The sequence below is a fragment of the Vreelandella piezotolerans genome (assembly GCF_012427705.1).
GTDB lineage: Bacteria > Pseudomonadota > Gammaproteobacteria > Pseudomonadales > Halomonadaceae > Vreelandella > Vreelandella piezotolerans.
This window is the reverse complement of sequence record NZ_CP048602.1, coordinates 3,751,311-3,777,391: the sequence shown is the minus strand read 5'-3', so window position 1 is coordinate 3,777,391 and position 26,081 is coordinate 3,751,311. Positions and strand designations below refer to the sequence as shown.

General features: G+C 59.4%; 26 protein-coding genes. 17 read left to right on the top strand and 9 right to left on the bottom strand.

From position 1 onward, the window contains the following. Positions 1 to 35: 35 nt before the first annotated feature. Positions 36 to 473, top strand: coding sequence for a type II 3-dehydroquinate dehydratase (gene aroQ, locus GYM47_RS17375; protein WP_139526098.1), 438 nt, complete (start codon positions 36 to 38; stop codon positions 471 to 473). Here aroQ and GYM47_RS17370 read toward each other — a convergent pair. Beyond that, positions 466 to 1,245, bottom strand: a complete 780-nt coding sequence (locus GYM47_RS17370; RefSeq protein ID WP_153843561.1) for an IclR family transcriptional regulator domain-containing protein — start codon at positions 1,243 to 1,245, stop codon at positions 466 to 468. The two genes, aroQ and GYM47_RS17370, sit on opposite strands and share 8 nt — an antisense overlap. Positions 1,246 to 1,461: 216 nt before the next feature. On the opposite strand from GYM47_RS17370, the gene GYM47_RS17365 reads away from it, so the two are divergent. The 3 genes from GYM47_RS17365 (at position 1,462) to GYM47_RS17355 (ending at position 4,547) form a co-directional block, all read left to right on the top strand. After that, a complete protein-coding gene (locus GYM47_RS17365) occupies positions 1,462 to 2,448 on the top strand; it encodes a Bug family tripartite tricarboxylate transporter substrate binding protein (RefSeq protein ID WP_153843560.1) in 987 nt (328 codons plus the stop codon). A 75-nt stretch (positions 2,449 to 2,523) separates the two neighbouring features. Beyond that, positions 2,524 to 3,024 (top strand): tripartite tricarboxylate transporter TctB family protein, encoded by a 501-nt coding sequence (locus tag GYM47_RS17360; RefSeq protein WP_153843559.1) that lies wholly within the window; start codon positions 2,524 to 2,526, stop codon positions 3,022 to 3,024. Between the two features lie 26 nt (positions 3,025 to 3,050). After that, complete coding sequence (locus GYM47_RS17355; RefSeq protein WP_153843558.1) at positions 3,051 to 4,547, top strand: tripartite tricarboxylate transporter permease; 1,497 nt, start codon at positions 3,051 to 3,053, stop codon at positions 4,545 to 4,547. A gap of 41 nt (positions 4,548 to 4,588) precedes the next feature. Here the strand turns inward: GYM47_RS17355 and GYM47_RS17350 are convergent, their stop codons facing one another. From GYM47_RS17350 to GYM47_RS17320, 7 genes are all read right to left on the bottom strand, one after another. Then, complete coding sequence (locus GYM47_RS17350; RefSeq protein ID WP_153843557.1) at positions 4,589 to 5,317, bottom strand: SDR family NAD(P)-dependent oxidoreductase; 729 nt, start codon at positions 5,315 to 5,317, stop codon at positions 4,589 to 4,591. A 33-nt stretch (positions 5,318 to 5,350) separates the two neighbouring features. Next, positions 5,351 to 6,301, bottom strand: a complete 951-nt coding sequence (locus GYM47_RS17345; protein ID WP_153843556.1) for an AEC family transporter — start codon at positions 6,299 to 6,301, stop codon at positions 5,351 to 5,353. A 71-nt stretch (positions 6,302 to 6,372) separates the two neighbouring features. Beyond that, positions 6,373 to 7,251 (bottom strand): shikimate dehydrogenase family protein, encoded by an 879-nt coding sequence (locus GYM47_RS17340; RefSeq protein ID WP_153843555.1) that lies wholly within the window; start codon positions 7,249 to 7,251, stop codon positions 6,373 to 6,375. Next, a complete protein-coding gene (locus GYM47_RS17335; protein ID WP_153843554.1) occupies positions 7,248 to 9,125 on the bottom strand; it encodes a bifunctional sugar phosphate isomerase/epimerase/4-hydroxyphenylpyruvate dioxygenase family protein in 1,878 nt (625 codons plus the stop codon). Before GYM47_RS17335 ends, GYM47_RS17340 begins: the two co-directional genes overlap by 4 nt. 28 nt (positions 9,126 to 9,153) lie before the next feature. Then, entirely contained in the window at positions 9,154 to 10,419 is a 1,266-nt protein-coding gene (locus tag GYM47_RS17330) for a TRAP transporter large permease (protein ID WP_153843553.1), read from the bottom strand. Next, positions 10,416 to 10,913, bottom strand: a complete 498-nt coding sequence (locus GYM47_RS17325) for a TRAP transporter small permease (RefSeq protein WP_153843552.1) — start codon at positions 10,911 to 10,913, stop codon at positions 10,416 to 10,418. Before GYM47_RS17325 ends, GYM47_RS17330 begins: the two co-directional genes overlap by 4 nt. Positions 10,914 to 10,998: 85 nt before the next feature. Next, a complete protein-coding gene (locus GYM47_RS17320; protein ID WP_153843551.1) occupies positions 10,999 to 12,045 on the bottom strand; it encodes a DctP family TRAP transporter solute-binding subunit in 1,047 nt (348 codons plus the stop codon). 165 nt (positions 12,046 to 12,210) lie between these two features. On the opposite strand from GYM47_RS17320, the gene GYM47_RS17315 reads away from it, so the two are divergent. From GYM47_RS17315 to GYM47_RS17265, 11 genes are all read left to right on the top strand, one after another. Beyond that, positions 12,211 to 12,897 (top strand): TetR/AcrR family transcriptional regulator, encoded by a 687-nt coding sequence (locus GYM47_RS17315; RefSeq protein WP_196781569.1) that lies wholly within the window; start codon positions 12,211 to 12,213, stop codon positions 12,895 to 12,897. 172 nt (positions 12,898 to 13,069) lie between these two features. Next, positions 13,070 to 14,398, top strand: a complete 1,329-nt coding sequence (locus GYM47_RS17310; RefSeq protein WP_153843549.1) for a class-II fumarase/aspartase family protein — start codon at positions 13,070 to 13,072, stop codon at positions 14,396 to 14,398. 187 nt (positions 14,399 to 14,585) lie between these two features. Further along, entirely contained in the window at positions 14,586 to 15,404 is an 819-nt protein-coding gene (locus GYM47_RS17305) for a CoA transferase subunit A (RefSeq protein ID WP_153843548.1), read from the top strand. After that, positions 15,404 to 16,177 carry a CoA-transferase subunit beta gene (locus GYM47_RS17300; RefSeq protein ID WP_139526083.1) on the top strand — a complete coding sequence of 258 codons (774 nt, stop codon included), beginning with the start codon at positions 15,404 to 15,406 and terminating at the stop codon, positions 16,175 to 16,177. The genes GYM47_RS17305 and GYM47_RS17300 overlap by 1 nt, the downstream gene beginning before the upstream one ends. Positions 16,178 to 16,187: 10 nt before the next feature. Then, entirely contained in the window at positions 16,188 to 17,390 is a 1,203-nt protein-coding gene (gene pcaF, locus GYM47_RS17295) for a 3-oxoadipyl-CoA thiolase (protein WP_139526082.1), read from the top strand. Between the two features lie 11 nt (positions 17,391 to 17,401). Beyond that, the gene (locus tag GYM47_RS17290) at positions 17,402 to 18,571 is read left to right on the top strand and encodes an alpha/beta fold hydrolase (RefSeq protein WP_153843547.1); all 1,170 of its coding nucleotides are present in this window, start codon (positions 17,402 to 17,404) and stop codon (positions 18,569 to 18,571) included. Positions 18,572 to 18,603: 32 nt separating this feature from the next. Beyond that, a complete protein-coding gene (gene pcaH, locus GYM47_RS17285) occupies positions 18,604 to 19,335 on the top strand; it encodes a protocatechuate 3,4-dioxygenase subunit beta (RefSeq protein WP_153843546.1) in 732 nt (243 codons plus the stop codon). Positions 19,336 to 19,350: 15 nt separating this feature from the next. Beyond that, the gene (pcaG, locus tag GYM47_RS17280) at positions 19,351 to 19,995 is read left to right on the top strand and encodes a protocatechuate 3,4-dioxygenase subunit alpha (protein ID WP_194928582.1); all 645 of its coding nucleotides are present in this window, start codon (positions 19,351 to 19,353) and stop codon (positions 19,993 to 19,995) included. Positions 19,996 to 20,316: 321 nt separating this feature from the next. Then, positions 20,317 to 21,342 (top strand): TRAP transporter substrate-binding protein, encoded by a 1,026-nt coding sequence (locus GYM47_RS17275; protein ID WP_139526065.1) that lies wholly within the window; start codon positions 20,317 to 20,319, stop codon positions 21,340 to 21,342. A 12-nt stretch (positions 21,343 to 21,354) separates the two neighbouring features. After that, the gene (locus GYM47_RS17270; protein WP_139526064.1) at positions 21,355 to 21,882 is read left to right on the top strand and encodes a TRAP transporter small permease; all 528 of its coding nucleotides are present in this window, start codon (positions 21,355 to 21,357) and stop codon (positions 21,880 to 21,882) included. Further along, entirely contained in the window at positions 21,872 to 23,161 is a 1,290-nt protein-coding gene (locus GYM47_RS17265) for a TRAP transporter large permease (RefSeq protein ID WP_153843545.1), read from the top strand. The genes GYM47_RS17270 and GYM47_RS17265 overlap by 11 nt, the downstream gene beginning before the upstream one ends. A gap of 6 nt (positions 23,162 to 23,167) precedes the next feature. On the opposite strand, the gene GYM47_RS17260 is transcribed toward GYM47_RS17265, so the two are convergent. Beyond that, a complete protein-coding gene (locus tag GYM47_RS17260; RefSeq protein WP_153843544.1) occupies positions 23,168 to 24,070 on the bottom strand; it encodes a helix-turn-helix domain-containing protein in 903 nt (300 codons plus the stop codon). A gap of 143 nt (positions 24,071 to 24,213) precedes the next feature. Here GYM47_RS17260 and pobA point away from each other — a divergent pair, with 143 nt between their 5' ends. Both pobA and mscL read left to right on the top strand, forming a co-directional pair. Next, entirely contained in the window at positions 24,214 to 25,398 is a 1,185-nt protein-coding gene (gene pobA, locus GYM47_RS17255) for a 4-hydroxybenzoate 3-monooxygenase (protein WP_153843543.1), read from the top strand. A 155-nt stretch (positions 25,399 to 25,553) separates the two neighbouring features. Further along, positions 25,554 to 26,045 (top strand): large conductance mechanosensitive channel protein MscL, encoded by a 492-nt coding sequence (mscL, locus tag GYM47_RS17250; protein ID WP_153843542.1) that lies wholly within the window; start codon positions 25,554 to 25,556, stop codon positions 26,043 to 26,045. Positions 26,046 to 26,081 lie beyond the last annotated feature (36 nt).

Genomic DNA, 26,081 nt, shown 5'->3' with positions numbered 1-26,081 from the left:
GCCATGATTCGATCACATCACCTTAGGAGGGCACGATGCAGCAGGACAAAGTATTGGTGTTACATGGGCCTAATCTCAATCTACTGGGCACACGTCAGCCAGAGATTTATGGCTTCGACACCCTAGACGACGTGAATAACCTGCTGCGCGAAAAAGCGGTGATGGGCGGCTGGGAGATCACGTGCCTGCAGAGTAACCACGAAGGAGCGCTCATCGATGCCATCCACGCGGCGAGGGTGGACGGCACCCGGGCCATCATCATCAATCCGGCGGCCTATACGCATACCTCGGTGGCGATTCTCGATGCATTGAACGCCTTCGATGGCCGCGTCATCGAAGTGCATCTCTCCAACGTGCATAAGCGCGAGTCGTTTCGGCACCACTCCTACGTCTCGCTACGCGCCGATGGCGTGATTGCGGGGCTTGGCGTGCAGGGCTACAAAGCGGCGCTCGAGGCGGTGATGGCTAGTTGATGGTCGCACGTATGTGGGCGACTTTGCTCCGTATCACCGGTAAGTAAACGTTCACCAACGTGTCGAGGTCGACCCGAGCCGCGTTGGTGCTGATGTTGATGGCCCCCATCAAGTGCTGTTTAGCGTCGTACACCGGTACCGCGATGGAGCGTAGGCCCGAATCCAACTCCTGATCCGAAATGGCATACCCTTGCTGGCGTGCCTCGACGATGCGGTGGCGCAGTTCGTTGACATCGGTCACGGTTTTATCGGTGAAGGGCTCGAGCGTAATCGTCGCCAAAAAGCGATCGAGTGCTTCATCGCTGAGTTGAGCCAGCAGTATGCGCCCCATGGAGGTGTACGCGGCGGGCAGCCGTGTGCCTACCGATAGGGTGATGGCCATGAGGCGGTGTTTGGCAGCCGAGCGCGCGACATAGGTCACGTCGTGACCGTCTAGCACGCCCAGCGAGGACGACTCGCCTGTCTCGGCGGTGATTTCTTCCAAGTATTGCTGAATGACGCCTTGGTAATTATTGGCGGACAAAAACGCATAGCCTAGCTGGAGCACGCGGGGCGCTAGCTCGAAGTAGCGCTGCTCCTTGCGTACGTAGCCCAAGGCATGCAGCGTCAGCAAAAAGCGTCGCGCTTTGGCCCTATTCATGCCGGTGCGCGAGGCGACTTCGCTCAACGTCATGCGCGGGTGCTCAGCGTCGAATGCTTGTATGACCTCCAAACCGCTGGCTAAGGCAGTGACAAAGTCGCGGCTCTCCGTACTAAGCATCTCTTCTTGCATGTTCGATATCCACTGTGTTCGAAAGCATCCGAAAAGGGTAACGTAAAAAAGTTCGTTATGCGAACTTATAGAGTTGTCCCGGTGCTTTGGGTCTTATTGGACGAAATGCTACTAAAGTTGTGTTTTTTAAACGCTTAGCAACAACGTAATCTCAATGCATATACTGCGAATATATGTACGTGATACGAACAATAATTAACGCACAGGATGATAATAATGAACAAGCTCCTCCGCACTGCCTGTCTCGCTGCCGTCGGTAGCACGCTCACCTTGGGCCTGACGGTATCGTCTGCCACGGCCAACGAGTGGCCCACCGATGACATCCGCTTGGTGGTCCCTTACGCGCCGGGCGGTACCACGGATGTACTTTCTCGGCGCGTCGCTGACCTCCTGCAACAAGAGCTCGATGCGAATGTCGTCGTCGAAAACCGCCCGGGTGCGGGGTCGACGGTAGGGACTGGGCGTCTTGCTCGCGGCGGCCGGGACGCCGATCACACTATTCTCATGGCGTCTCCAGGCCATACGATTGGGGCAGCCATTTATCCCGACCTGAGCTATGACCCCGTGAACGACTTCGCTTTCCTGCAAAACATGATCGACATTCCCAACGTCATGGTGGTGCCCGCCGACAGTCCCTATGAAAGCGTCATCGAGTTCGTGGAAGCCGCCAAAGAAGAGAACATGACGTTTAGCCACAGCGGCGTGGGCAGCTCCATCCATATGTCTGGCGAGCTGTTCAAAACGCTGACCGAGACCAACATGACGGCCGTACCGTTTGCGGGAAGTGGCGCCGCGCTGCCTGCGCTGCTGGGGGGGGACGTGGATGTCTCGTTCGAGAACATGCCCACCGTGCTCTCGCATATCCGCTCGGGTGATTTGCGCGCACTGGCCGTCACCTCCGCCGAGCGCTCTGAATTCTTGCCGGACGTGCCCACGCTGTCTGAAATCGGGGAGTATAACCTCGATCAGTTCATCACCACGGCGTGGTTTGGCTTGATTGCGCACAACTCCTTCCCCGAAGAAGCGCAGAGCGTCATGCAAGAGGCCCTGAACAAGGTCATGGAACGTGAAGAGTTTTTAGATTTCGTCGAACAGCTAGGCGCTGAACCGGGTCAGGTATCCGGCGAGGAGTTCAAGCAGTTCATCGTTGCGGAAGTAGAGCGCTGGGAAAACGTTGCCGAGCAGGCAGGTATTAGCCAGTAAGTCACACCACTTCACGTTGTGCACTGGGGCGAGAACCTGCGTTCTCGCCTTTCTTGTTTCCCTGGGGATGCCGTCATGACACGCTCAGATGCTAAGCGAAGGATAAAAGACGTCAATGATGTGATAGCAGGGGGCATCCTGCTGTGCTTCTCATTGGCGCTGGTGTTCTATCTGGTGCCGAACTACATCAATGAACCGCCGATTTTACAAAACCCCATGATGTCACCGCGCTGGCTACCGGGGATCGTAGGCTGGCTGATCGTGCTGTTTTCGGTTCTGCTGATTTTGCAAGGGCTTCTGCTCGACAGACGTCACGAAGACGACGAGCGCCGTATCGAGAAAGGTCCAACGCGGCGCTTCGTGCTGATGGTGGCGGCGCTATTGACCTATGTCGCGCTGTTCGAAGCGATGGGGGCGGTATTCACCGGTATCCTGGCGACACTCATCCTGTTCGTGGCACATCCCGTGCGTACCTGGTGGGCCTATGGCTTGGCCTTTGTCTTTCCTATCGCAGTGACACTTATCTTCGTCAACGTGATGAATGTACCGCTTCCACTATCGCCGATCGGTTTCTGATGGGCTGTCAACGTTTCGGGTGAGCTATGGAAAATTTTTCGGAAGTCGTCGCGCTGTTCTTTAGTTTGGACAACTTCGTCGCCATTGCACTGGGGGTCGTGATCGGCGTAGTGGTGGGGTCGATTCCTGGGCTGACCGCCACCATGGCGGTCGCGCTCGCGCTGCCGTTCACCTTCTCCATGCAGCCGGTGGCGGCGATTTTACTGCTCGTGGGTATCTACAAAGGGGGGATGTACGGCGGCTCCATTACGGCGATCTTGATCAGAACGCCCGGCTCTCCCGCCTCCGCCTGTACCTTGCTGGACGGCTACCCCATGGCACAACAGGGGCATGCCAAGAAGGCACTGAAAACGGCGCTCTACTCCTCCGTCATTGCCGACTTCATCTCGAACATTGCGCTGATCTTTTTTGCGGCCTACTTGGCGAAAATCGCCTTGAATTTTGGCGCACCGGAATTCTTCTGGCTCATCTGTTTTTCGCTCACCATCATCATCTCGTTGGCCAGCGGCTCGATGATCAAGGGGTTGATGGCGGCACTGCTGGGTATTCTGCTCTCGTTGGTAGGGCTGGACGACGTCTTCGGCTCTCAGCGGTTTACCTTTGGCAATTACAACTTGATGGACAGCATCTCGTTCATTCCGCTGCTGATCGGCCTATTTGCCATTCCAGAAATCATCGAGTTCTACCGCAGAAAAGCGCTACCGCATATCAAAGCGAAAGCGAGCGGGGCGGGTTTGGCCTTTTCTGAATTGAAACGCTGTATGACGACCATCGTGCGGGGGAGTTTGATCGGCGTGATCATTGGCGCCATTCCCGGTACGGGCGCCACGGCGGCGGCGTTCATTTCTTATAGCGATGCCCGCCGACGCTCCCCTCGCAAGGCGAATTTCGGTAAGGGCGAAGTGGAAGGCGTCGCGGCGGCCGAGGCCGGTAACAATGGCGTCGCCGGTGCCACGATGATTCCTCTGCTATCGCTCGGTATCCCCGGCGACGTGATCACGGCCATCATTCTGGGCGCCTTCATGGTTCACGGCCTGACGCCCGGCCCGCTCATGTTCCAAGAGAATCTATCGCTGATCTACGCGCTCTTCATGGGCATCATGTTCAGCTCGGTGGTTCTGCTGGTGGTGGGCAACGTCGCCATCAAGTACTTTTCGCTCATTGCCGACATTCCCAAGTCGATCCTCTTTCCCATCGTCTTGATGTTCTGCGTTTACGGAGCGTATGCCGTGAACAACGACACCTTCGACGTATGGCTCATGCTGGCGTTCGGGGTGTTGGGGTATGTCTTCAATCGGGCGGCGATACCGGCAGCGCCCTTTTTGATCGGCTTCATTCTCGGCCCGATGTTCGAAGACAACCTGCGCCGCTCGCTGCTGATCGGCCACAACGACTTGTCCATCTTCGTGCGCGGGCCGATTACCTGGGCCTTCATTGCCCTGACGGTAGGGTCGATTGGCCTGGCGCTTTACCGCTTCCTGTCCGCACGCCGCGCCGCACGAGCTGCCACCGACCCATCGTGAAACGAGGCCAGTGGCGTTACCGCTACACTGGGCGGCAGCGGTTACCCGACCGTGACGCCGCCGCACACATAGAGCGTTTGGCCGGTGATGAAACCGCTGCGCTCGTCGCAAAAGAAGCTGACTGCCTGGGCCACGTCTTCCGGCTGGCCCATGCGCCGTAGCGGAATGTTGTCGATGATGCGTCGCGCACGCTCAGAGTCGGGCGGATTGTTTTGCCAAAAGGCACTGGTCGCGATGGGGCCTGGCGCAACGCAGTTGACGGTGATGCCGTGCTCGGCCAGCTCCAGCGCCCAGGTGCGGGCCATGGATTGCAGCGCCCCCTTGGTGGCGCTGTAAATGGAGCGCGCTTCTTTGCCGAGCACCACGCGGCTGGCGTTCACGACGATGCGTCCGCTACCTTGCGCCTTCATGGCGGGCAGCACCGCTTGAGTGCAGATCAGCGCCGAGCGGACGTTCAGCTGCATCAGCGTATCGAAATCCTCGAGGGTCGCCTCCTCTAGCAGGGCGGGCGCCACGATGCCGACATTGTTGATCAGCCGGGTGACGGGATAGCGCTTGGCGATATCCGTCATGAGGTGGCGGGTCGTTTCGGCGTCGGCAAGGTCGATTTGGTAGGCGTCTGCCTGTAGCGATTCCGCTTCCGGCTCGACGATATCCAATACGATGACCCGATAGCCATCCTGCTGAAGGCGCAGGGCAATGGCTTGGCCGATATTACGTGCCCCGCCCGTGACGACGGCAACGTCGTGTTGGGAACGTTCGTGACTCATTCATGCTTCCTCGTGTGCGATGTGGCAAGAGGCTCAAAAGGCGACTAAATCACTCAGTGTCATGAGCCAAATCAGCAGGCTAAGCGTAAAAAAGGAGGCGACCGTCGCGACGAGCATGGCGGCAGCGCTCACGTCTCCCAGGTGGTAACGCTGGCCCAATAGAGGATAGATGCTAATCATCGGTGCCGCGGCAAAGAGCAGCGCGCCTGCCATGTAGACGGGCTCGATACTCGGTACCAGGAGACACGCGACCAAAATGGCCAGCGGGTGAAGCAGTAGCTTGCCCACCACGATTTGGCCCACGTCCCTCATCATACCTTGTGCACGCAGACCAAATAGCGAGCCGCCAATCACGAAGAGGGCGGCGGGCCCGGCGGCTTCGGCCAGCATGTGGATCGCTTTCTCGATGGGGAGGGGCATGTCGATACCCGTGCCTGCGATGACGACCCCGACGGTCAAGCCGATCAGCAAAGGATTTTTCGCCAGATTCCGTGCCGTTTGTCGCAGGGTCTGCCACACGTTCGAGCCCTGCTGGTTGCCCATTTCGGCAAGAATGAGCGCGGCGGGAATGATCAGCAGGTTTTCCACCAGCATATTGAGCGCTAAGAGCACCGCTGCCGGTGAGCCGATGACCATGGCGGCGACCGGGTAGCCGACGAATCCGCTATTGGAGGCGGTCATGCCGAGTGCCTGCATGGCGCTCGCGTTCAGCGGTTGGCGCTGTAGTTTCCAGCAGAGGACCAAGCCCGCGCACAGCACGAAGAGCGATCCCAAACCATACGCCAGCAGGTAGCTCGGCTGAAAAATGTCGCTCAGCGGCTGCTGGGTCAGCGCGCGAATCACCAGGGCGGGCAAGGCGCAGTACAGCACGAAAACGCCCACGCCTTGCAGCTGTTCGCGTTGAATGATCCCGCCCCAGCGCGCCACATAGCCAATACCCATGAGCAAAAAAATGGGCGTGGTAATGGCTAGAATATCGAGCATGGTCGGCTCCCCGGTGCGGCGCGCAATGAACGTTCGATGAGCGAATTATTGTACGCTAATTTCCGGGGGTGTCATGAAGCGCGCTGGGGTTTTTGTGCAACGAGTTGCTCGACGTAGTGAGTGCGCAGGGGGATCACGTGCGGTGTGATCTGCTCTGGGTCGAGCTGCCCCTGAGTAAAAAACCGAAACGCATCCACTCCCTGAAAGACGAACAGGTCGACGCCGGAGAGCGTGTTGGCATGGGCCTCGTGCGCCGCCTTCAAGAGCTCGGTATGGGCCGGAATGTACACCGCATCGAATACCCAGTGCTGGGCACCCAGGCCTGCGGTGTCGATGGGGCAGCCGGGATGGTTGATGTGGCCAATGGGGGTGCAGTTCACGACCCCTTGCCAGGTGGGCAGCTCGCGCGTTGCCTGTTCGGCTGACACGCACGTGGCGGCAATGCCCATGGCATTCAGATCCTGGCATAGGGTGTCGGCACGCTGTGCGTCGCGCTCCAAAATATGGATGCAGCGGGCTGACAGCTCGCCGAGCGCGCACGCCACGGCGCGTCCCACGCCACCGGCACCGATCAACAAGACATCGCCCGCCGGCTGGTTGCCAAACGAGTGACGGTAGGCGCTGATGAACCCGGTATAGTCGGTGTTTTCGGCACGCAATCCCTGTTCATCGAACAAGAGCGTATTGGCGGTGCCGACCCGCTGTACACCGGCTCCACAGATGTCGGCTAATTTGGCGGCTGTCTCTTTGAAGGGAAAGGTGACGTTGGTGCCTCGGTATCCTTCTGCGCGCAGCCGCTGAATGGCGCTGGCAAAGTCGAAATCCGCGATCCCCAGGCTGTCGACCAAGTCGTAGCGGACGGCTAGGCCCAGCGATGCGCCTAGGCGTTCGTGCAGGTCGGGAGATTGTGATTTGGCGATACCTTCGCCGACGAGTCCTAATGTGATCATGCGGGGCGCTCTCCCGTGTCGCTATCGATATCTGAGGCTGCGCGAGCGGCTTCCAGGCGTTGCTGTGCCGTGACCCGCACGAAGGCATTCGGCGCGCCTAGCCCCTGGTAGCCCTCTCGCTGCACTAATTCGATGAAGAAGGCTTTGTGGTTGGGTTGCGTATAGAGCTGATGGAAGTCGCCGTGAGCGTCCTGATCGAACAGGATGTGGTGCTCCTGCATCCAGGCATGGGTTTGCGCCGGTAGGTCGAAGCGCGCCGCCAGGTCGCGGTAGTAGTTGCTGGGTATCGGCAGCATGGGGGTGTTTGCCTTATGTAACGCAGCACTGGCATCACGCAGGGACGTGGTGCTTAGAGCGATATGGTGAACGCCCGACCCACCATATTGACGAACAAAACGATTGCTGGCCGTGTCCGGTGAGGCGCTGGCATTGAGCGCTAAACGAAAACGACCATTGCCGTTTTGCAGTACTTGGCTTTGAATCAAACCGCGCGGGTCGGTGACGTCGAACGAGGGAGTCACCTCTAGTTGGAAGATGGCGCGGTACTGCAGCATCAGCGACAGGTAGTCATGGTAGGAGAGCGCCACGCTGATATGGTCGATATCCACCAGCGATCCTTGGGGCACCGGCTGGCGCTCTAGGGGAAACTCGCGATCCCATGTACGGCTCAGCTGCGAGTCATCGATGATATACGAGAGGCTGCCATCGACGTTGCGCAGCGCGCTCATACGGTGACTCGCGCCCACGTCTTCAGGCTCGACGATCTCGTAACCGAGTTTATCTGCCCGCTTGAACGCTTCATAAGCGTTACCCACCCGCAGGCCAATCGCCGTGACGGCCGTGGCGTCACGGCCCGGTACGCGCCCGGTAAAGCTCGACTCGGTATTCAGCACCAGGTTGACGTCGCCCGCCGCCCAGCGCTCGGCGTCCAGCGTGTGGTGCCGACCGACGCAGGCCATGCCCAGGGCGCTCAGCAGCTCGCGCAGCGGCGTCAAGTCCTCGGGCTCGACGGCGATTTCGAGAAAGGCGACGGACTCGATGGGCTGCGGCGCGGGAATGCCGCTATCGCTCTGCATGCTGCGCAGCAAGTGGTAGGAGCGCAGCCCATCGCGCGCGGTTTGGTCGCTGTGGCCCATGCGGAACACATCGTTAAAGATCTCATGGGAGAGCGGACCGTCGTAGCGCGTCTCGTCCAGCATGGCCATGAAACGATCCATCTGTAGCTCGCCCTGTCCCGGGAAACAGCGGTAGTGTCGACTCCACGACAGGTGATCCATCGACAGGCGCGGCGCATCGGCGGTCTGTACCAAAAAGATACGGTCACCGGGAATGCGGCCCAGGGTGCCTAGCTCCGTCTGGCGCGAGAAGATATGGAAGGTATCCAGCACCAGGCCTACATGCGGGTGCGCCGCCCGGCGTACCACTTCCCAGCTATCGCGGTAGTCGTGGATGTGTCGGCCCCAGGCCAGGGCTTCGTAGGCCACGCGTAACTGCCGTTTTGCGGCGCGTTCGCCCAGCTCGAAAAAGTCATCGGCCGCGCGGCTAATGCCTGGCAGGGCATCCGGGTGGACGGTGCTGCAGGCCATCAGCAAATCGGTGCCGAGCTCTTCCATTAGATCGAACTTATGCTCGGCTCGATCGAAGGCGCGCTCCCGCGCGCGGCCCTGCAGTCCTTCGAAGTCACGAAAAGGCTGGAGAGTGACCAGCTTCAGCCCACGGGAGCGGATGAGCTCGCCAGCTTCCCGTGGCGTGCCCGCGAAGGCCGTCAAGTCGTTTTCGAACAGCTCGAGCCCTTCGAAACCCGCCTGAGCAATCGCATCGACTTTCTCTTCCAGCGAGCCGCTGAGGCAAACGGTAGCAATCGATGAGTACATGGCATCATGCTCCTTGTAAGAGTGGCGATCAGTAGCCCGCCAAGCGCGGCAGGAACGTGACCAAGGACGGTACGAAGGTAATGAGCAGTAACACCAAGAACTGGACGGCGAGCATGGGCATGATGCGCCGGATAATGGGGCCCATGCCCACGCCCGACACGGAGTCCGCCACGAAGAGGCAGAGCCCCATGGGGGGTGTGATCAGTCCCATCATCAGGTTGAAGATCACCACGATGCCGAAGTGCAGCGGGTCGATGCCCAGCGCCATGGCAATCGGATGAAGAATGGGAACGAGCACCAAGATAGCGGCAATCCCTTCCAAAAATAGCCCGACCACCAACAGCAGAAGAATGACTGCAATGAAGAAGGTCCACTGGGTATCGATGCTCATCAAGGCCCATTCCGTCAGCATGTTGGGCACGCGCTCGAACGTTAATACCCAGTTGGCGGCGGCGACGGCGCCCATGATGACCATGATCACCGCGCTGTCGCGCATGGCGCGGGCAAAAATGGCGGGTAGGTCGATCAGTTTGATGTTGCGATAGAGCACCACGCCGAGAATCAGCGCGTACACCACGGCAAACGCAGCGGCCTCGGTGGGGGTGACCATGCCCGCGAGAATGGCGCCCACCACGAATACCGGCATGAGTGCGGGGAGCAGACCATGCAGTAACGCATGACGCCGTGACTGTTGCTTTACCGTCGCCGTACTTAGGTCGCCTGCAAAGAAGTACACGTAAATCGACAGCCCAAGGGCGAGTAGGACACCAGGGACGATGCCGGCCAAAAAGAGCCCTGGCACGGAGACGCCCGAGACCGTCAATGCATAGATGATGACCGGAATGCTCGGCGGAATGATGGGACCAATCACGGACGACGCCGCGGTGAGGGCGGCGGCAAAGTCACGCGGGTAGCCCTCTTTTTCCATCGAGGGAATGAACACCCGGCCAAGCGCGGACGTATCCGCAATCGCAGAGCCGGACAGTCCGGCAAAAATCACCGATGCCCAGATATTGACGTGGGCAAGCCCCGCCTTGAGGCGGCCCACGATGGCGCTGGCGAGGTTGATGATGCGGTGGGTGATACCGGCTTCGTTCATCAGCTCGCCCGCTAGAATGAAGAGCGGAATGGCCAGCAGCGGAAACGACTCCATGCCACCAAAGAACTGCTGCGAGACGATGCGAATGTGGTAGGGCAAATCGCCGGCGCCCATCAGGACCGTGAGCGAACCGAGGATGGCAAAGGCAAACGGCACGCCCAGTAACACGAGGGCGATGAGCAGTATGAAAATCATGAGGACGCCTCCTCATGAATGGGCTGACTCAAGCGCAGCGCACCCATGACGAGTGCTGAAAGACTCAGTAACCCACCGCCCAGCAGCATGGACGCTTGGAACAGCCACATGGGCATGCCGGTACTCGACGACGTGCGCCCGCCTCGCGCCGAGATGAACTCGACCGCCGACACCATCAAGCCGATTCCCACGGCGAGTACCACGACGTCGACCGCCGCCGCCTGCCAACGCACCCAGTGGGCGGGCAGTAAACGGCGAATGAGATCGAAACCGATGTGTTTGTCTTGTAAATAGGCCCAGGACATACCGAACATCAGGCCGTAAATCATCAGGTAAATAGCGGTGTCTTCTCCCCAGCTAATGGAGCCGCCGTAGGTGTAGCGGGCAAAGGCATTACCTGCGACCAGCAGGAAGATCAGCATCATGGCAAGCCCCGCCAGGCTGCCATTGAAAAGTATGAGGCCGCGATGTATTCGGCGGAGAAGAGCAGGCATAAGGGCACCTTCGATCGATGGTCAGGCACGCAAGGAGGCGAGTAGGCGCGGCGGCCTACTCGCAAGCACTTACATTGAACGGCGGTTAGAAGCGTGAGGAGGCGTCATCCACGGCGGCAGCGAGACGGTCGATCCACTCGGCTTCATCGCCCAGCTCGTTGCGCAGGTAGGCCTGAACCGGTGGCTGTGCGGCTTCGCGGAAGGCGTCCATCTGCTCGGCGGTGGGCTGAGTGATCTCCATGCCTTCTGCCTGCAGCTTGGTGATGCCCTCGGCGGAATTGAACTGCTGGATGGCGCGACCGGTGGTGCCTGCCACCACTGCCGCGCGCTTCACGGCGGCTTGCTCTTCTTCGGAGAGCGACTGGAAGATCTCATCGTTGATCAGGATGTGATCGACACCGTACACATGGCGATCGAGGGTCAGGTAGTCCTGGAACTCGTAGAAATTGTTGCCGTAGATAACCGAGATGGGGTTCTCTTGGCCATCCACCACGCCGGTCGCCAGCGCCGTCGGTACTTCACCCCAGGCAATTCCCTGCGGCACTCCGCCTAGCGCGCTGACCATTTCCAAGTAGAGAGGGATGGTTTGTACTCGGAACTTCAGCCCCTGCATGTCCTCGGGGGTATGAATGGGGCGCACGGAGTTGGTGAAATGACGGAAGCCGGTTTCGCCATAGGCCAGGGTGCGCAGGCCGGTTTGCTCTAGGCAGTGTTCGGCGAGTGCCGTACCGAATTCACCGTCCATGACTTCCCAGGCAACGGGCGCTGACGGGAAGGTGTACGGAATGTCCGTGACGGCGACGGCCGGGCAGAAGTTCGCATAGGCGCCGGACACCATCGCAATGCTAATGGTGCCATCCTGCGCGCCTTCGATGAGTTCGGTTTCCCCACCTAACGCACCCGCCGGATAGAGCTCGACCGTGAGGTCGGTTTCGGCTTCGACGAGGTTTTTGAAGACCTGACCGGCGGCCCCTTTTTTGGAGGTCGTCCAGTCGTCGGGGTCCACATGGGCAAAGCGCAGGGTTTGTGCCGAGGCATGCGCCGCCGTCAGCAGTGCTGCCGACGCAATCGCCACTGTCAGCGTGCGTTTCATGGATGTCGTTGGTAGTGAGAGCATGGGGCGTAGAGACATTATTGTTGTCCTCTTATCGAGCCATTGTCATGGGGTTTGAAAAGCCATGAAGGTGATGCACATGGCCATTTCACCGTGTCCAAAACAACAATGTACGAAATGGTACGTTCAGTCAATATATGGCATACTAGACCAAAGACGATCATGATAATAAAGGCCCTCTCGATGACCGCCACATCCAACGCTTCTTCGTCCTCTTCTCCGCGGCGCGGCCGTAAAAACGATCCCGAGTCTGTCCAGGCCGATATCCTGGCCGTCGCCACGCGCGAATTCTCGGAAAAAGGCTTGTCAGGGGCGCGCATAGACGAAATCGCCGAAAAGACGCGTGCCTCCAAGCGCATGATTTACTACTACTTCAAAGACAAAGAGACGCTCTACTTGCATACGCTGGAAGCGGCGTATCAAAAAGTGCGTTTACAAGAAACGGAGCTGCAGCTAAACCATTTGGCTCCGGTAGAGGCGCTGAGCCGATTGGTGCGGTTTACGTTCTGCCATCACGCCAACAATCCCGACTTCATTCGCCTGGTGATGATCGAGAACATCCATCATGGCCGCTATCTGGCGCAATCGAAACTGATCCAATCGCTGAACGCAGGCGTGATCGATGCGCTTACCAACGTCTACAGCCGCGGTGTCGAGGCGGGCTGTTTTCGTGAAGGGCTCGACCCCCGCGAGCTTCATTGGCTGATTAGCGCACTCTCATTTTTCAACGTCTCCAACCAGCACACGTTTTCGCGCATTTTCGACTGGCAACAAATGACGCCGGAGAATCAGCGCAAGCTGGAAGACCATGTCACGGACATGGTGATGCGATACGTGTTGCCGGATGACACCACGATGGCAATCCCCTAGCAACGTCATCGTGAGCAGCGTAGCGCCTATTGTTAAATTTTGGTTGCTTGATGGGTAGCGGTCTCTTTAGCCTATAGTTCGAAGAGCGAACATAAGTACAAATGCGTGCGCTCAGGACCCTTGCCTCTTGGCACGCAGTTGCCAAGGCGTTGCTAACGGAGACGTCGTTGCCATGCCCGCCATCTTTACCCAACACCCCTTCATGAGCCAGCCTGCCTTGGACGCCTGTGATGAGCAGGCCATGGTGAAGGCCATGCTGGCTTTCGAGCTCGCCCTGGCGGAAGTGCAGGAAGCCAGCGGAGCCGTACCTGCCGGGGTGAGCCAGCAAATACGCGACCAGTTAGAAAAGGCCACCTTCAGCGTCGATGCCCTGGCAGAGGGCATTGCCAGTGGTGGCAATGTGGCGATTCCCTTCGTGAAGCAGGGGCGCTCACTGCTCCCGAACGAGCTGAAACGCTACTGGCACCAAGGAGCGACCAGCCAGGATGTCGTCGATTCGGCGCTGATGCTGCTACTGACACCGCGCTTGGCCGCGCTGAACGACCTACTGCTGCGCTGCCGTGCGGCGGCGCTGGCGTTGATGAGCGCGCATGGGGATACCGTGATGGTGGGGCGGACGCTGATGCAGCAGGCGCTGCCGATCACCTTCGGGGTGAAGGTGGCCCACTGGGCGATTGGCCTAGAGCAGAGCCGACGCCGCTTGATGGACGTGGCGCTGCCCGTACAGTTCGGCGGTGCAGTAGGCGTGCACTCGGGCTGGGGGCATTTGGGGCTCGACTGGATGGACGCGCTGGCCGAGCGGCTAGGGTTGGCGTCGCCGGTGCTCCCCTGGCATACCGACCGCTACCCGATCCATGCGCTCAGTACGGCATTGGATGCCGTCGCGGGCGCCGCTGAAAAAATCGCCCTGGATGTGTCGCTACTGACGCAAACCGAAGTGGGCGAAGTGGCGGAGCCCTCTGCGCCCGGCATGGGCGAGTCGTCGTCGATGCCGCATAAGCGTAACCCGGTACGTAGCGCACTGATCAAGGGAGCCGCGCGGCTCGTGCATGGCCATACCAGCGTCGTGATGAGCGCTGCGGCGCAACCTCTCGAGCGTGGACTGGGCGAATGGCATGCCGAGTGGGCGCCGTTGATCGAAAGCGCTCTACTGGTAGAAGGCGCCTTGGAGCAGGTCGCCGTGCTGCTGGAGGGGCTCGACGTGAACGCTGAGAACATGGCGCGCAATTTGACGGCCACGGGCGGGGGCATCATGGCCGAACCGGTCGCCCGATTGTTGGCACCCGCCCTAGGTACTGAGAAGGCCAAAGCCGTTAGTGCCGACGCGGCGGAGACCGCGCGTCGAGAAGCCCGCGCCTACGCAGACGTGCTCTCGAGCCATCCTGACGTGAAAGACGTCATCGGCGCCGATGCGCTGCGAGATGCCTGCGACCCAGCTTTATACCTTGGTAGCAGCAAGGAGCAGATGAAGCGTGCCCGTGCCTGGCTGATGTCGGATTAAGCGTTTGTTTATCAATATTTTTTTGATTCAAGCGGTTTGTCTGTACCGTTCGCCCGCTGTCTGGGAAACGCCACCGCCATTTGACCCGATAGGTGTTCGGAAGTAACTTGTTCGTATTGAGAATCTGTGTTCGTCTGACGAACAAATACCAACAAGTATGGCAACGACCAGCTAAGAGGCACCCATCATGGCCGAGTTTCTCAGCTTGCATGACGCGGTAGCGCGCCTCGTCGAAGACGGCGCTACCGTGGCCATGGAAGGCTTTACCCACCTGATTCCTTTTGCGGCAGGTCACGAAGTGATCCGTCAGAAAAAGCGTGACCTGACGCTGATTCGCATGACCCCTGATATCATTTACGACCAAATGATCGGCGCGGGCTGTGCCAAAAAAGTCATCTTCTCCTGGGGCGGTAACCCTGGTGTCGGCTCGCTGCACCGCCTGCGTGATGCCGTCGAGAAAGGCTGGCCGTGCAAGATCGAGATTCTGGAGCATAGTCACGCGGCGATGGCCTGCGCCTTCGAAGCGGGGGCGGCCGGGTTGCCGCTGGCGGTGTTCCGCGGCTACATCGGCAGCGAGCTGCCCAGCGTCAACGACCAGATCAAGTTCATCGACTGCCCGTTCACCGGCGAGCGGTTGGCCGCGGTTCCTGCGGTGCGGCCGGATGTGTCGATCATTCACGCCCAGCGGGCGGATCGCCAGGGCAACGTGTTGGTCGAGGGTATCGTCGGGGTACAAAAAGAAGCGGTACTGGCCGCCAAGCACAGCATCGTCACGGTGGAAGAGATTGTCGATGACCTGGGGGCGACTCCCAACGCCTGCGTGATTCCCAGCTGGGCCATTAGCGCCATCGCCGTCGCCGAAAAAGGGGCGCTGCCTTCTTATACCCACGGCTACTACGGCCGCAGCAATCGCTTCTACAAAGAGTGGGATGCCATCGCACGCGACCGCGACACCTTTACCCAGTGGCTCGACGACAACGTCTTTAATGCAGGAGGCCAAGCCTGATGAGTCTGGAATACACCTCTTCTGAAATGATGTCGGTCACCGCGGCGCGGGCGCTCGAAAACGGCATGACCTGCTTCGTCGGCATCGGCCTGCCTTCTGAAGCCGCGAATTTGGCGCGTCTCACCCATGCACCGGACGTGGTGCTGATTTACGAATCTGGCACGCTGCAAACCAAGCCCGATACCCTGCCGCTCTCGATAGGCGATGGCGAGCTGTGCGAGTCGGCGCTGACCACCGTGGCGGTGCCGGAGATGTTCCGCTACTGGCTGCAGGGCGGCAAAATCGACGTGGGCTTTTTGGGCACCGCGCAAATCGACCGCTTTGCCAACCTGAATACCACGCTGATTGGTGATTACAAAGCGCCCAAGGTACGACTGCCGGGCGGCGGCGGCGCGCCGGAAATTGCCACCAACGCTGGCGAGGTGTTCATCACACTGAAACACTCCAAGCGCGCCTTTGTAAAAGACGTCGATTTCGTGACCACGCTAGGCTTTGGCCGCGACGGCAAAGGCCGCGATAACGTCCCCAACATCGGCAAAGGCCCGACTCGGGTGATCACCGACCTGTGCGTGATGAAGCCTGACCCCGACACCAAGGAGCTGGTGGTCGTCTCGCTGCATCCTGGCGTTAGCCGCGAAGACGTCATCGATGCGACCGGCTGGGACATCCGTTTTGCCGAGCAGCTCGAAAGCACTCCCGAGCCCAGTGCCCACGAGCTGACCATTTTGCGCGAGCTAAAAGCCCGCACCGAGCAAGCCCACGCGGGCGCATGAGGAGTTTGCCATGAGTGACGTTTATCTATGTCATCCCCGCCGCACCGCGATTGGCCGCTTTGGCGGCACGTTGGCGAGCGTGCGTCCGGATGATGTCGCCGCCACGATTTTTAAAGCGGTATTAGCGGAAGCGCCGGGTCTCGACCCCGCCGCCATCGAAGAAGTGTTCATGGGCTGTGCCAACCAGGCCGGCGAAGATAACCGCAACGTGGCGCGGATGTCGTCGCTGCTGGCGGGCATTCCCACCTCGGTGCCCGGCACCACGATGAACCGCCTGTGCGGTTCGGGCATGGATGCGGTGGGCACGGCGTTTCGCGCGGTCAAAGCCGGTGAGATGGCGCTGGCGCTGGCAGGCGGCGTGGAATCCATGTCTCGCGCGCCCTACGTGATGGGCAAGGCCGACAGCGCCTTTTCCCGCGGCCAGAAAATCGAAGACACCACCATCGGCTGGCGCTTGGTCAACCCGCTGATGAAGAAAACCTTTGGCATCGACTCCATGCCGGAAACGGCAGAAAACGTCGCCGAACAGTTCAATATCTCTAGGGAAGACCAGGATGCGTTTGCCCTGCGCTCCCAGCAGAAAGCCTCGGCGGCCCAAAAAGCCGGGCGTTTTGCCCAAGAGATTACCGCCATCGAGATTCCCCGCCGCAAGCAGGAACCGCTGATCTTCGATCAGGACGAGCACCTGCGGGAAACCACGTTGGAAAAACTAGCGGCGCTGCCGACGCCGTTCCGTGATGGCGGCAGCGTCACTGCTGGCAACGCCTCCGGTGTGAACGACGGCGCGGCAGCCATGCTGGTCGCCAGCGAGGCGGCGGTCAAACAGCACGGCCTCAAGCCGATGGCGAAAATCATCGGCATGGCCACGGCGGGCGTCGAGCCGCGCATCATGGGCTACGGCCCGGTACCAGCGGTGCAGAAACTGCTCGAACGCACCGGTATCTCGATGGATGAGATCGATGTATTCGAGTTCAACGAAGCGTTTGCCGCCCAGGCGCTGGCCTGTATGCGCGACTTGGGCCTTGAAGACGACGACCCCCGTGTGAACCCCAACGGCGGCGCGATTGCGCTGGGCCACCCGCTGGGTATGTCCGGTGCGCGCTTGTTGATGACCGCGGCTCATGAGCTGCACAACAGCGGCAAGCGCTACGCGCTGTGCACCATGTGCGTGGGTGTGGGGCAGGGAATTGCTACCCTGATCGAACGCGCTTAACGGAGGCCGTCATGGCATTTCTTACCATCAATGGCCGCGGCGTGGCTTACCGCCTGCTCGGCGCAGAAGGCAACCCGCTGGTCGTACTGGCGCACCCGTTGGGCATGAGCCAAGCGGTGTGGGATGACGTCATTCCCGCACTGCTGCCCCGCTATCGGGTGCTGACCTGGGATCTCCCCGGCCACGGGGCCAGCCAAGCGGTGAGTGGGGATCGCATCGCCCCTGCTGATCTCGCGGCGGAGGCATTGGCGCTGGTAGACCTGGCGGGCGCGCAGCGCTTTCACTTTGCCGGTACCTCCATTGGAGGGGTAGTGGGCCAGCAGCTGATTGCCGAACATGCCGACCGCCTGCTTTCCGCGACGTTGACCAACACTGGCGCCGTGATCGGCAATCCAGATCTCTGGAACACGCGCGCCGGTCGCGTTCGCCAGGAAGGCCTGGCGGCGATGTCTGAAGAGATCGTGCCGCGCTGGTTTGCCAAAGCGGCGTTCGAGGCAAGCCCCGCGCTGAAAGCGGGCTGGTGTACCCAGATGGGCCGTGGCGACGATGAATCCTACGCCCAGCTGTGCGAAATGCTGGGTCGCGATACCTTTACTGGCAAGCTCTCAGGCAAGAGCACGAAAGTGCAGCTGTTTGGCGGCAGTGAAGACATGGCCACGCCCCCCGCGACGCTGGACGCCCTGGCGGAAGAGCTCGATGGCGCACCGCTAGAGATTTTTGACGGCGTTGGCCATGTGCCTTCGGTGGAAGCCCCGGCGCTGTTTGCGGAGAAACTCCTCGCCGTACTAATGAGGGATTTAGGCGACGTAGCCAACCACGGCGTAGCTTATGCGACCGGCTTGGAGACGCGCAAGCAGGTATTGGGCGAGGAGCACGTCGCGCGCTCCACCGCCAACGCCAACCGCCTGGATGCGCCCTTCCAGCAGATGATTACCCGCTTGGCCTGGGGCGAGCTGTGGAGCAACGACGATCTCACCCGTCGTGAGCGCAGCATGATCACCACCGGCATTCTCGCCGCCCTGGGTCGTGAGGAGCTCACGCTGCACCTGAAAACCGCCAAGCGGATTGGTCTAACCGACGCCGAGCTGCGCCAAGTGTTGATGCACGTGGCGATTTACGGCGGCGTTCCGGCGGCCAACCACGCCTTTGCCCTCGCCAAAGAGCTGGGTTGGGGCGAGTAGCGAATCAACGACATGGACAAGAGGTAAGGGCGATGACCCACGACAACAAACGCTTTGTGGCACGCGACCGCAACTGGCATCCGCCCGCCTATGCGCCGGGCTATAAAACCTCGGTGGCGCGTTCGCCACAGCAGGCGCTGGTGAGTATGCAGCAACCCACGGCCTCCGAACTGACCGGCCCGGACTTTAGCCACCTGCGCATGGGGCCCCACGATAACGACCTGCTGCTGAACTTCCGTCAGGATTCAGGTCAAGGCGGGCTGCCCCAGGGCGAGCGTATCATCATGTTTGGCCGCGTGGTCGATCAGTTTGGCAAGCCGGTGCCACATACGCTGGTAGAAATGTGGCAGGCCAACGCCGGTGGGCGCTACCGTCATAAGAACGATAAGTACCTAGCACCGCTGGACCCTAATTTCGGCGGTGTAGGGCGCTGTTTGACCGACGAGCAGGGCTTTTATCGTTTTCGCACCATCAAGCCCGGCCCCTACCCGTGGCCCAACGATATGAATAGCTGGCGGCCCGCGCATATTCACGTCTCGGTCACCGGGCCTTCGATCTCGACGCGGCTGATCACCCAGATGTACTTCGAGGGTGACCCGCTGATTCCCCTGTGCCCCATCGTGCACACGCTCAGAGATCCCGACGCAGTGGACACCATGATCGGCCGACTCGACATGGCCCATAGCAAACCGATGGACTGTCTGGCCTACCGTTTTGACATCGTGGTGCGCGGTGAGCTGCAAACCTATTTCGAAAACCAGTAAGGCTAGGGGAATCTCATGAAACAGCCCGCTATTCAGCCCAATACCCAGCCGACAAGCGATCTGATGCTGCGGGAAACCGCCTCGCAAACGGCCGGCCCCTACGTGCATATCGGCCTTGCCCTCGCCGCGGCGGGTAACCCCGTGCGCGACGAAGAAATCTGGAACGAGATGGCCAAGCCCGACGCCGAGGGCGAGCATATCGAGGTCGTCGGCACCGTGATCGACGGCAACGGCGACCTGGTGCGCGATGCGTTTTTAGAAGCGTGGCAAGCCGATACTCACGGCGACTACCAAGCCGATTATGACCTTAAAAAACCGTTCAACAGCTTTGGCCGCACCGCGACCACCTTCGATCACGGCAGCGAGTGGTCGCTGACCACCATCAAGCCCGGCGCGGTGAAACACCCCAGTGGGCAGTTGATGGCGCCACACATCAACCTGACGCTCTTTGCCCGTGGAGTGAACATCCACCTGCAAACGCGCCTCTACTTCGACGATGAGGCCGAAGCGAACGCTCAGTGCCCGGTTCTTTCGCGCATCGAGTCACCGACGCGCCGCCAAACGCTGATCGCCCAGCGCGAAGAGGTGTGTGGCAAGGTGCGTTACCGGCTGGATATCCGCTTACAGGGTGAGGGTGAGACGGTGTTTTTTGATTTCTGAGCCTATGGGCATGAAAAGCCCTTCACGAACAAAAAAGCGTTGCTGATGCGTCAGCAACGCTTTTTTGTGTTGATCCGACCTTAGTCGATAATGAATGTTGGAAAAGTCCAATTTTAGCCTGACATTGTATCTTTTAATAACGCTATCTTGTCAGTGCTACGGGAAAGGTTTATCGAAAAAGGAAAGCACGCTTCTGGTGGCGTTTGACCATAGACGAATGTCGATTAGCTCTAGTCAAAATAGTGAACTAAGGTAGGCTCTATAGCGAACTACTATTCGCTTTGCGAACTTATAATAATCCAAATAAGCCTGGAGTCCCCCATGAAAAATACCTTTGCTCGGTGCGTGCTGGCAGCCGCCATTGCAGGACTTTCCATTAGCGCTGCGCAGGCAGAAACCACTCTACGTATGGCCCACTTCTGGCCTGGCCCGTCGGGCGTCAACCAGGATGTGTTGCAGGCCTGGGCCGATACCATTGCCGAAGAGTCCAACGGCGAGCTGACCATTCAGATGTTTCCCGCCGGTACGTTAGCCAAACCGGACTCCATCTACGAAGCCGCCGCCAATGGGATTGCCGATATCGGCGCTACCGCCCAGGGCTATACGGCGGGCCGTTTCCCGCTGTCGCAAATCGTTGAGCTACCGGGCGTCGCCAGCACCGCGACCCAAGGGGCGTGTGTGCTGCAGACGCTCTACGACGACGGCCATTTGGACAGCGAATACGAAGATACTCGTCCGCTTTTCATGTTTACCACGGGCCCGGGTGGCATCCACACCATCGATACCGACGTGCAAACCCCCGCCGATCTGCAGGGTCTGCGCATTCGTCGCCCCACCGCAGTGGCGGGTGAGATGCTGGAAAATATGGGGGCGAGTCCGGTAGGCATGCCTGCACCCGACATTTATACCTCCATGCAGCGCGGCGTGATCGAGGGCCTGAGCTTTCCGTGGGAGGGTTTGAAAGGCTTCCGTATCAACGAACTCGTCAACTACCACACCGAGGTGCCGTTCTACACGCTGATTTTCGTGGCCACCATGAATCAGCGCAGCTACGACAGCCTGACCCCCGAGCAGCAGGCGGTGATCGACAATAACTCCGGTATGAAGTGGGCTGAAAACGCCGGTGCAGTGTTTGACCGACTCGACGTAGAAGGCAAGCAAGAGGCCGTCGAAGCGGGCCACACGATTCGCGAAATCGAAAACCCGCTGGAGCATCCCGACTGGCAGGCGCCGCTTCAAACAGGTATTGAAAACTACCTGACGCAGTTGGAAGAGCGTGGTCTCGATCAGGCGCGCGACGTCTATCAGGCGGCGTTGGCAGCCAGCGAGTCTTGCAGCGCCCAATAGGGGTAATGTGTCATGCAGTCTACTTTTTATCGGGCCAGCCATTGGCTGGCCCTCATTTGTCGCTTAGTGGCCGGGGTCGCTTTGATTGGCCTGCTGGGGGTCACCATGGCCGATGTCAGCACACGCTATCTTTCCCGGTTGACCGAGGGCGCGATTGCGCTGCGTGTCTCCGGAAGTGTGGAGCTGGTGAGCTACTTGATGCTGTTCGCACTACTGGCCGCGATGGCGGCCAATGTCGAAAAAAGCCAAGTGGTGGTCGAAGCGTTCTCACACCGCTTGCCACAAGCCATCAAAAATCGTGTGCAGGGCGTCTTTTTACTCGGCTTCATGGCGCTGGGACTCATCCTGTTCGTTGGGCTGCTGGATTCTGCTGCCGCGGCGACGCGGCACGGGGAGGTCACCCAAGACCTGCGGTTGCCCATGGGGCCCATTTACCAATTGGCAGCGGTGCTGAGTTTGCTATTGGGATTGCGCAGCGCCATTCACGCCTTGCTAGGCATGATCTATGCGGCCGGTGAGGAGGCAGCTCATGGGGAGTGAAGCGATTGGTGCCATTGGGCTAGGGCTATTATTGGTATTGATGATTCTGCGCGTCCCGGTCGCGTTGACCATGCTGATCGTCGGTGTGGTGGGATTTGCTCAGATCATCAGTTGGGATGCCGCCATTGCACAATTGAAAACCGTACCGGTCGAGGTGCTCTCCAACTATAGCTTCAGCGCCGTGCCCATGTTCATTTTAATGGGCGTACTGGCGGCTCACTCGGGGATGGCCGGTAAGCTGTTTGATTCGACCCGGATCATTTGCGGTGGCTGGAAAGGCGGCTTGGCGATTGCAGCGGTGGGCTCTTGCGGCATCTTTTCCGCCATCTCCGGTTCATCGCTGGCGACGGCGAGCACCATGACGCGAGTGGCACTGCCCGAAATGGAGCGCTACGGCTATAACCGTGGCTTGGCGACCGGTGCGCTGGCCGCTGGCGGCACACTGGGCATCATGATTCCGCCCAGTATCGCGCTGCTGATTTACGCCATTCTTACCGAACAGTCCGTGGGCGATATGTTCATGGCGGGGCTGATTCCCGGCCTGCTGGGACTGGTGATGTACTCGCTGACCATTACCGTGGTGATGTACCTGCGCCCCTCCCTGGCGGTAGCGGGTCAACCCACTGCCTGGAAAAAGAAGCTGCTCTCGCTGACCGGTTTGGTACCGTTCTTTGGCGTCTTCCTGGTGATGATTCTAGGGATCTATTTCGGTGCCTTTACGCCCACCGAGGGGGCCAGTGTCGGCGCATTTGCAACGCTGCTCTACGCCTTGGCGAAAGGCATGCGCGGTGCCCAGCTATGGCATAGCGTACAGGAGACGCTGGCGCTTTCTGCGGTGGTGTTCTTTATGCTGGTTGGGGCGGAAACGCTGGGTTACTTCATCTCCGTATCGCGCATTTCGTTCTCCATCACGGATCTGCTCTACGGCATGGACCTCACGCCCATCGTTGTGGTGCTGTGCATCCTGGCGCTCTACTTCGTGCTGGGGATGTTCATGGACTCCATCGCCATGCTGGTGATCACCGTGCCGGTGGTCTACCCGATCATTCAGGCGATGGGCATCGACCCGGTGTGGTTCGGTATATTGACCGTGTTGACCGTTGAGCTGGGCCTCATGACCCCGCCGGTGGGGATGAACGTGTTCGTCATCAAAGCGATGGCACCGCACGTCGGGCTTGGGGAGATATTTAAAGGAGTGGCGCCGTTCGTGGTGTCTGACTTGCTCCGCTTGACGCTGTTGATCCTCTTTCCAGTGCTGTCGACCTTCTTTTTGCTCTAAGGCGTGTTAACGCCCTTGCGATTGACGCGTTCTGAAATCGCGAGGTGACAGCGCTGTATTGCGTTTGAAAAAGCGCGTGAAGTAGGCCGGTTCGGAGAAGCCCAAGCTGTCAGAAACTTGCCCAATGGTCATGTTGGTGTAGGTAAGCTGGCGCTTGGCCTCCAGCAGTAGCCGTTCGTGTAGCAACTGTAGGGCGCTGCGCCCGGCGAGTTGGCGGCAGAGCATGTTCAAATGTGCACTGCTCACCCCCACTTGCCCGGCCAGCCACTCGATGCTGGGCTGCTCACGGTAATGCGTTTCGATGAGCGTTTGAAACTGCTCGACATGTTGCTGCCCCTTGTCATTTTGGCGAGGGGTATAGCGCCTTTTAGGGCTACCGACCGCATGGCCAAGCCGCGAAAGCTCGACGACGAGTGCCTGGATCAGCGCTTCGAGTAGCAGGCTGCGTCCAGGCGCTGGCTGGCGATACTCGCGATCGATCTGGGTCACGAGCGTGGTAATGCGCGTTTGCTCATGAGCCAGCGATAGGCGAAAGAAATCGGCCTTTTTAAGGGTGCTGCTTTCGCCCAGCAGGGTATGCAAGTGTTCGGCCAGCGGCTTGGCTAGCGTAATGATGTGTCCTTGTACGTCGGGTGAAAAGTGAAACCCGTGAATCGCCATGGCGGGAACGACAATGGCGGCCACGCTTTGCAGCTCATGACGCGTACCCTCCAACTCCAGCGATACGCTCCCCTGATCGATCAATAAAATATGCACCAAGTCGGCATGGCGATGGGGGCGGATACGCCAGTCATGCAGGCGGCTGCGCTCGGGAATGGACTCACAGTGGAGCAAGTCGGGCGTCGGCCAGTGCTGCGTTTCGCCATAGAGCTTGAAGACGGGAACGGGAGCGTTCGACGAGGGCGTCATGGGGGCTCTCCTTTACGACTAAGGTTGAGTGATGCAATGTAGAATGTCCAATAATTGATCTAGATCATGCCTTATTAAGCGACGTGTTTCATTGAAAAATACAAGTTATCTGATTTTGACAATGACAACGACGAGGCATCCCTATGAAAACGAAGGTCGCCATTATTGGGGCCGGGCCGTCAGGCCTACTGCTGGGGCAACTGCTCCAGCGTCAAGGTATCGATAACGTGATTGTCGAGCGTCGCAGCGGTGAGTATGTGTTGAGCCGTATCCGCGCAGGTGTGCTCGAGCAGGGCATGGTCGATCTGTTGCGTGAAGCAGGTGTGGACCGGCGCATGGATGAAGAGGGCCTGCCCCACGACGGTTTCGAGCTCGTGTTCGATAACCGCCGCGTGCGCATTGCGCTGGACGAGCTGACCGGCGGCAGCAAGGTCATGGTCTATGGCCAAACCGAGGTCACGCGGGATCTGATGGAGGCCCGCGCCGCCGCTGGTGCGACTACGCTCTATGAGGCAGAAAACGTCCAGCCCCACGATCTGGAGAGCGATAGTCCGTACCTTACCTTCGAGCACCAAGGCAAAACCGTCAGGCTCGACTGCGACTACATCGCGGGCTGCGATGGCTACCACGGCGTCTCCCGCCAAGCGATTCCCCAGGGCCGCATCCAAGAGTTCGAAAAGGTGTATCCCTTCGGCTGGTTAGGGCTACTCTCGGATACGCCGCCGGTGTCCGATGAGCTGATCTACGCGCGCCATGCGCGTGGCTTTAGCCTATGCAGCATGCGCTCCGCCACTCGCAGCCGTTACTACCTGCAAGTACCGCTGGACGAAAAAGTAGAAGACTGGTCGGACGAGCGTTTTTGGGAGGAACTCAAGCGGCGCTTGCCGGACGATGTGGCGCAAAAGCTTGTGACAGGGCCCTCCATCGAGAAGAGTATCGCGCCGCTGCGTAGCTATGTGGTGGAACCGATGCAGTATGGGCGGCTATTCCTCGTGGGCGATGCCGCCCATATCGTGCCTCCCACGGGCGCCAAGGGACTCAATCTGGCCGCCAGCGATGTCAACACACTCTATCGCTTACTGGTCAAGGTCTATCAGGAAGGCCGTACCGATCTGATAGAGCGCTATTCGCAAACCTGTTTGAAGCGTATCTGGAAAGCAGAGCGTTTTTCCTGGTGGATGACCTCCATGCTGCACAACTTCTCCGATGAGGAGGATTTCAATAGTCGCATGCAGCTGGCCGAACTGGACTACGTGACCAGCTCAGCGGCAGGGCTGACGACCATCGCAGAAAACTATGTGGGGCTGCCTTACGAATCGCTCGAATAAGCGACGCTGACGCTCTTCCTCTTTGCCCAAACCCCACGGTTTGGGTTTTTTTATCTGACCGCTGCCTCTTGTCGCTCTGTTGGCCTTGGCCCATTCTTCTTTCTGGGCAGTGTCGCCCTTGAGCGTTTCATTAGCTGGGTGAGGAGAGAGGGCGTATGGCTAAGTTTTTTCGGGAGTTCCGCGAGTTTGCCGTCAAGGGCAACGTCATCGACATGGCGGTGGGCATCATCATTGGCGGAGCGTTTACGCTGATCGTGCAAAGCCTCGTCAAAGACGTCATGAACCCCCTGATTGGTTTACTGGTGGGCGGTATCGATTTTTCGAACCTATTTGTCGTGTTACGGGAGGGCGTGGCGGAGGCCCCTTATGCCACTTTGGCGGACGCCCAGGCGGCGGGAGCGGTGACGCTGAACGTGGGATTGTTCATTAACGCGGTGGTGAGCTTCTCCATCGTCGCGTTCGTGGTGTTCTTGCTGGTGCGCACCATCAACCGTTTGAAGCGTGAAGAGGCGGTGGCGCCCGCTGATCCGACTGAAAAACCGTGCCCCTACTGTTTGATGGTGGTACCGATCAAGGCCGTTCGCTGCGGGCATTGCACCTCTGAGCTACAGGTAGCGACGCCAGAGAAACCGATGGAATCCGTGTGATTCGCGGTCAGCTCTCCTGGCGAGTCGCCATCAAAA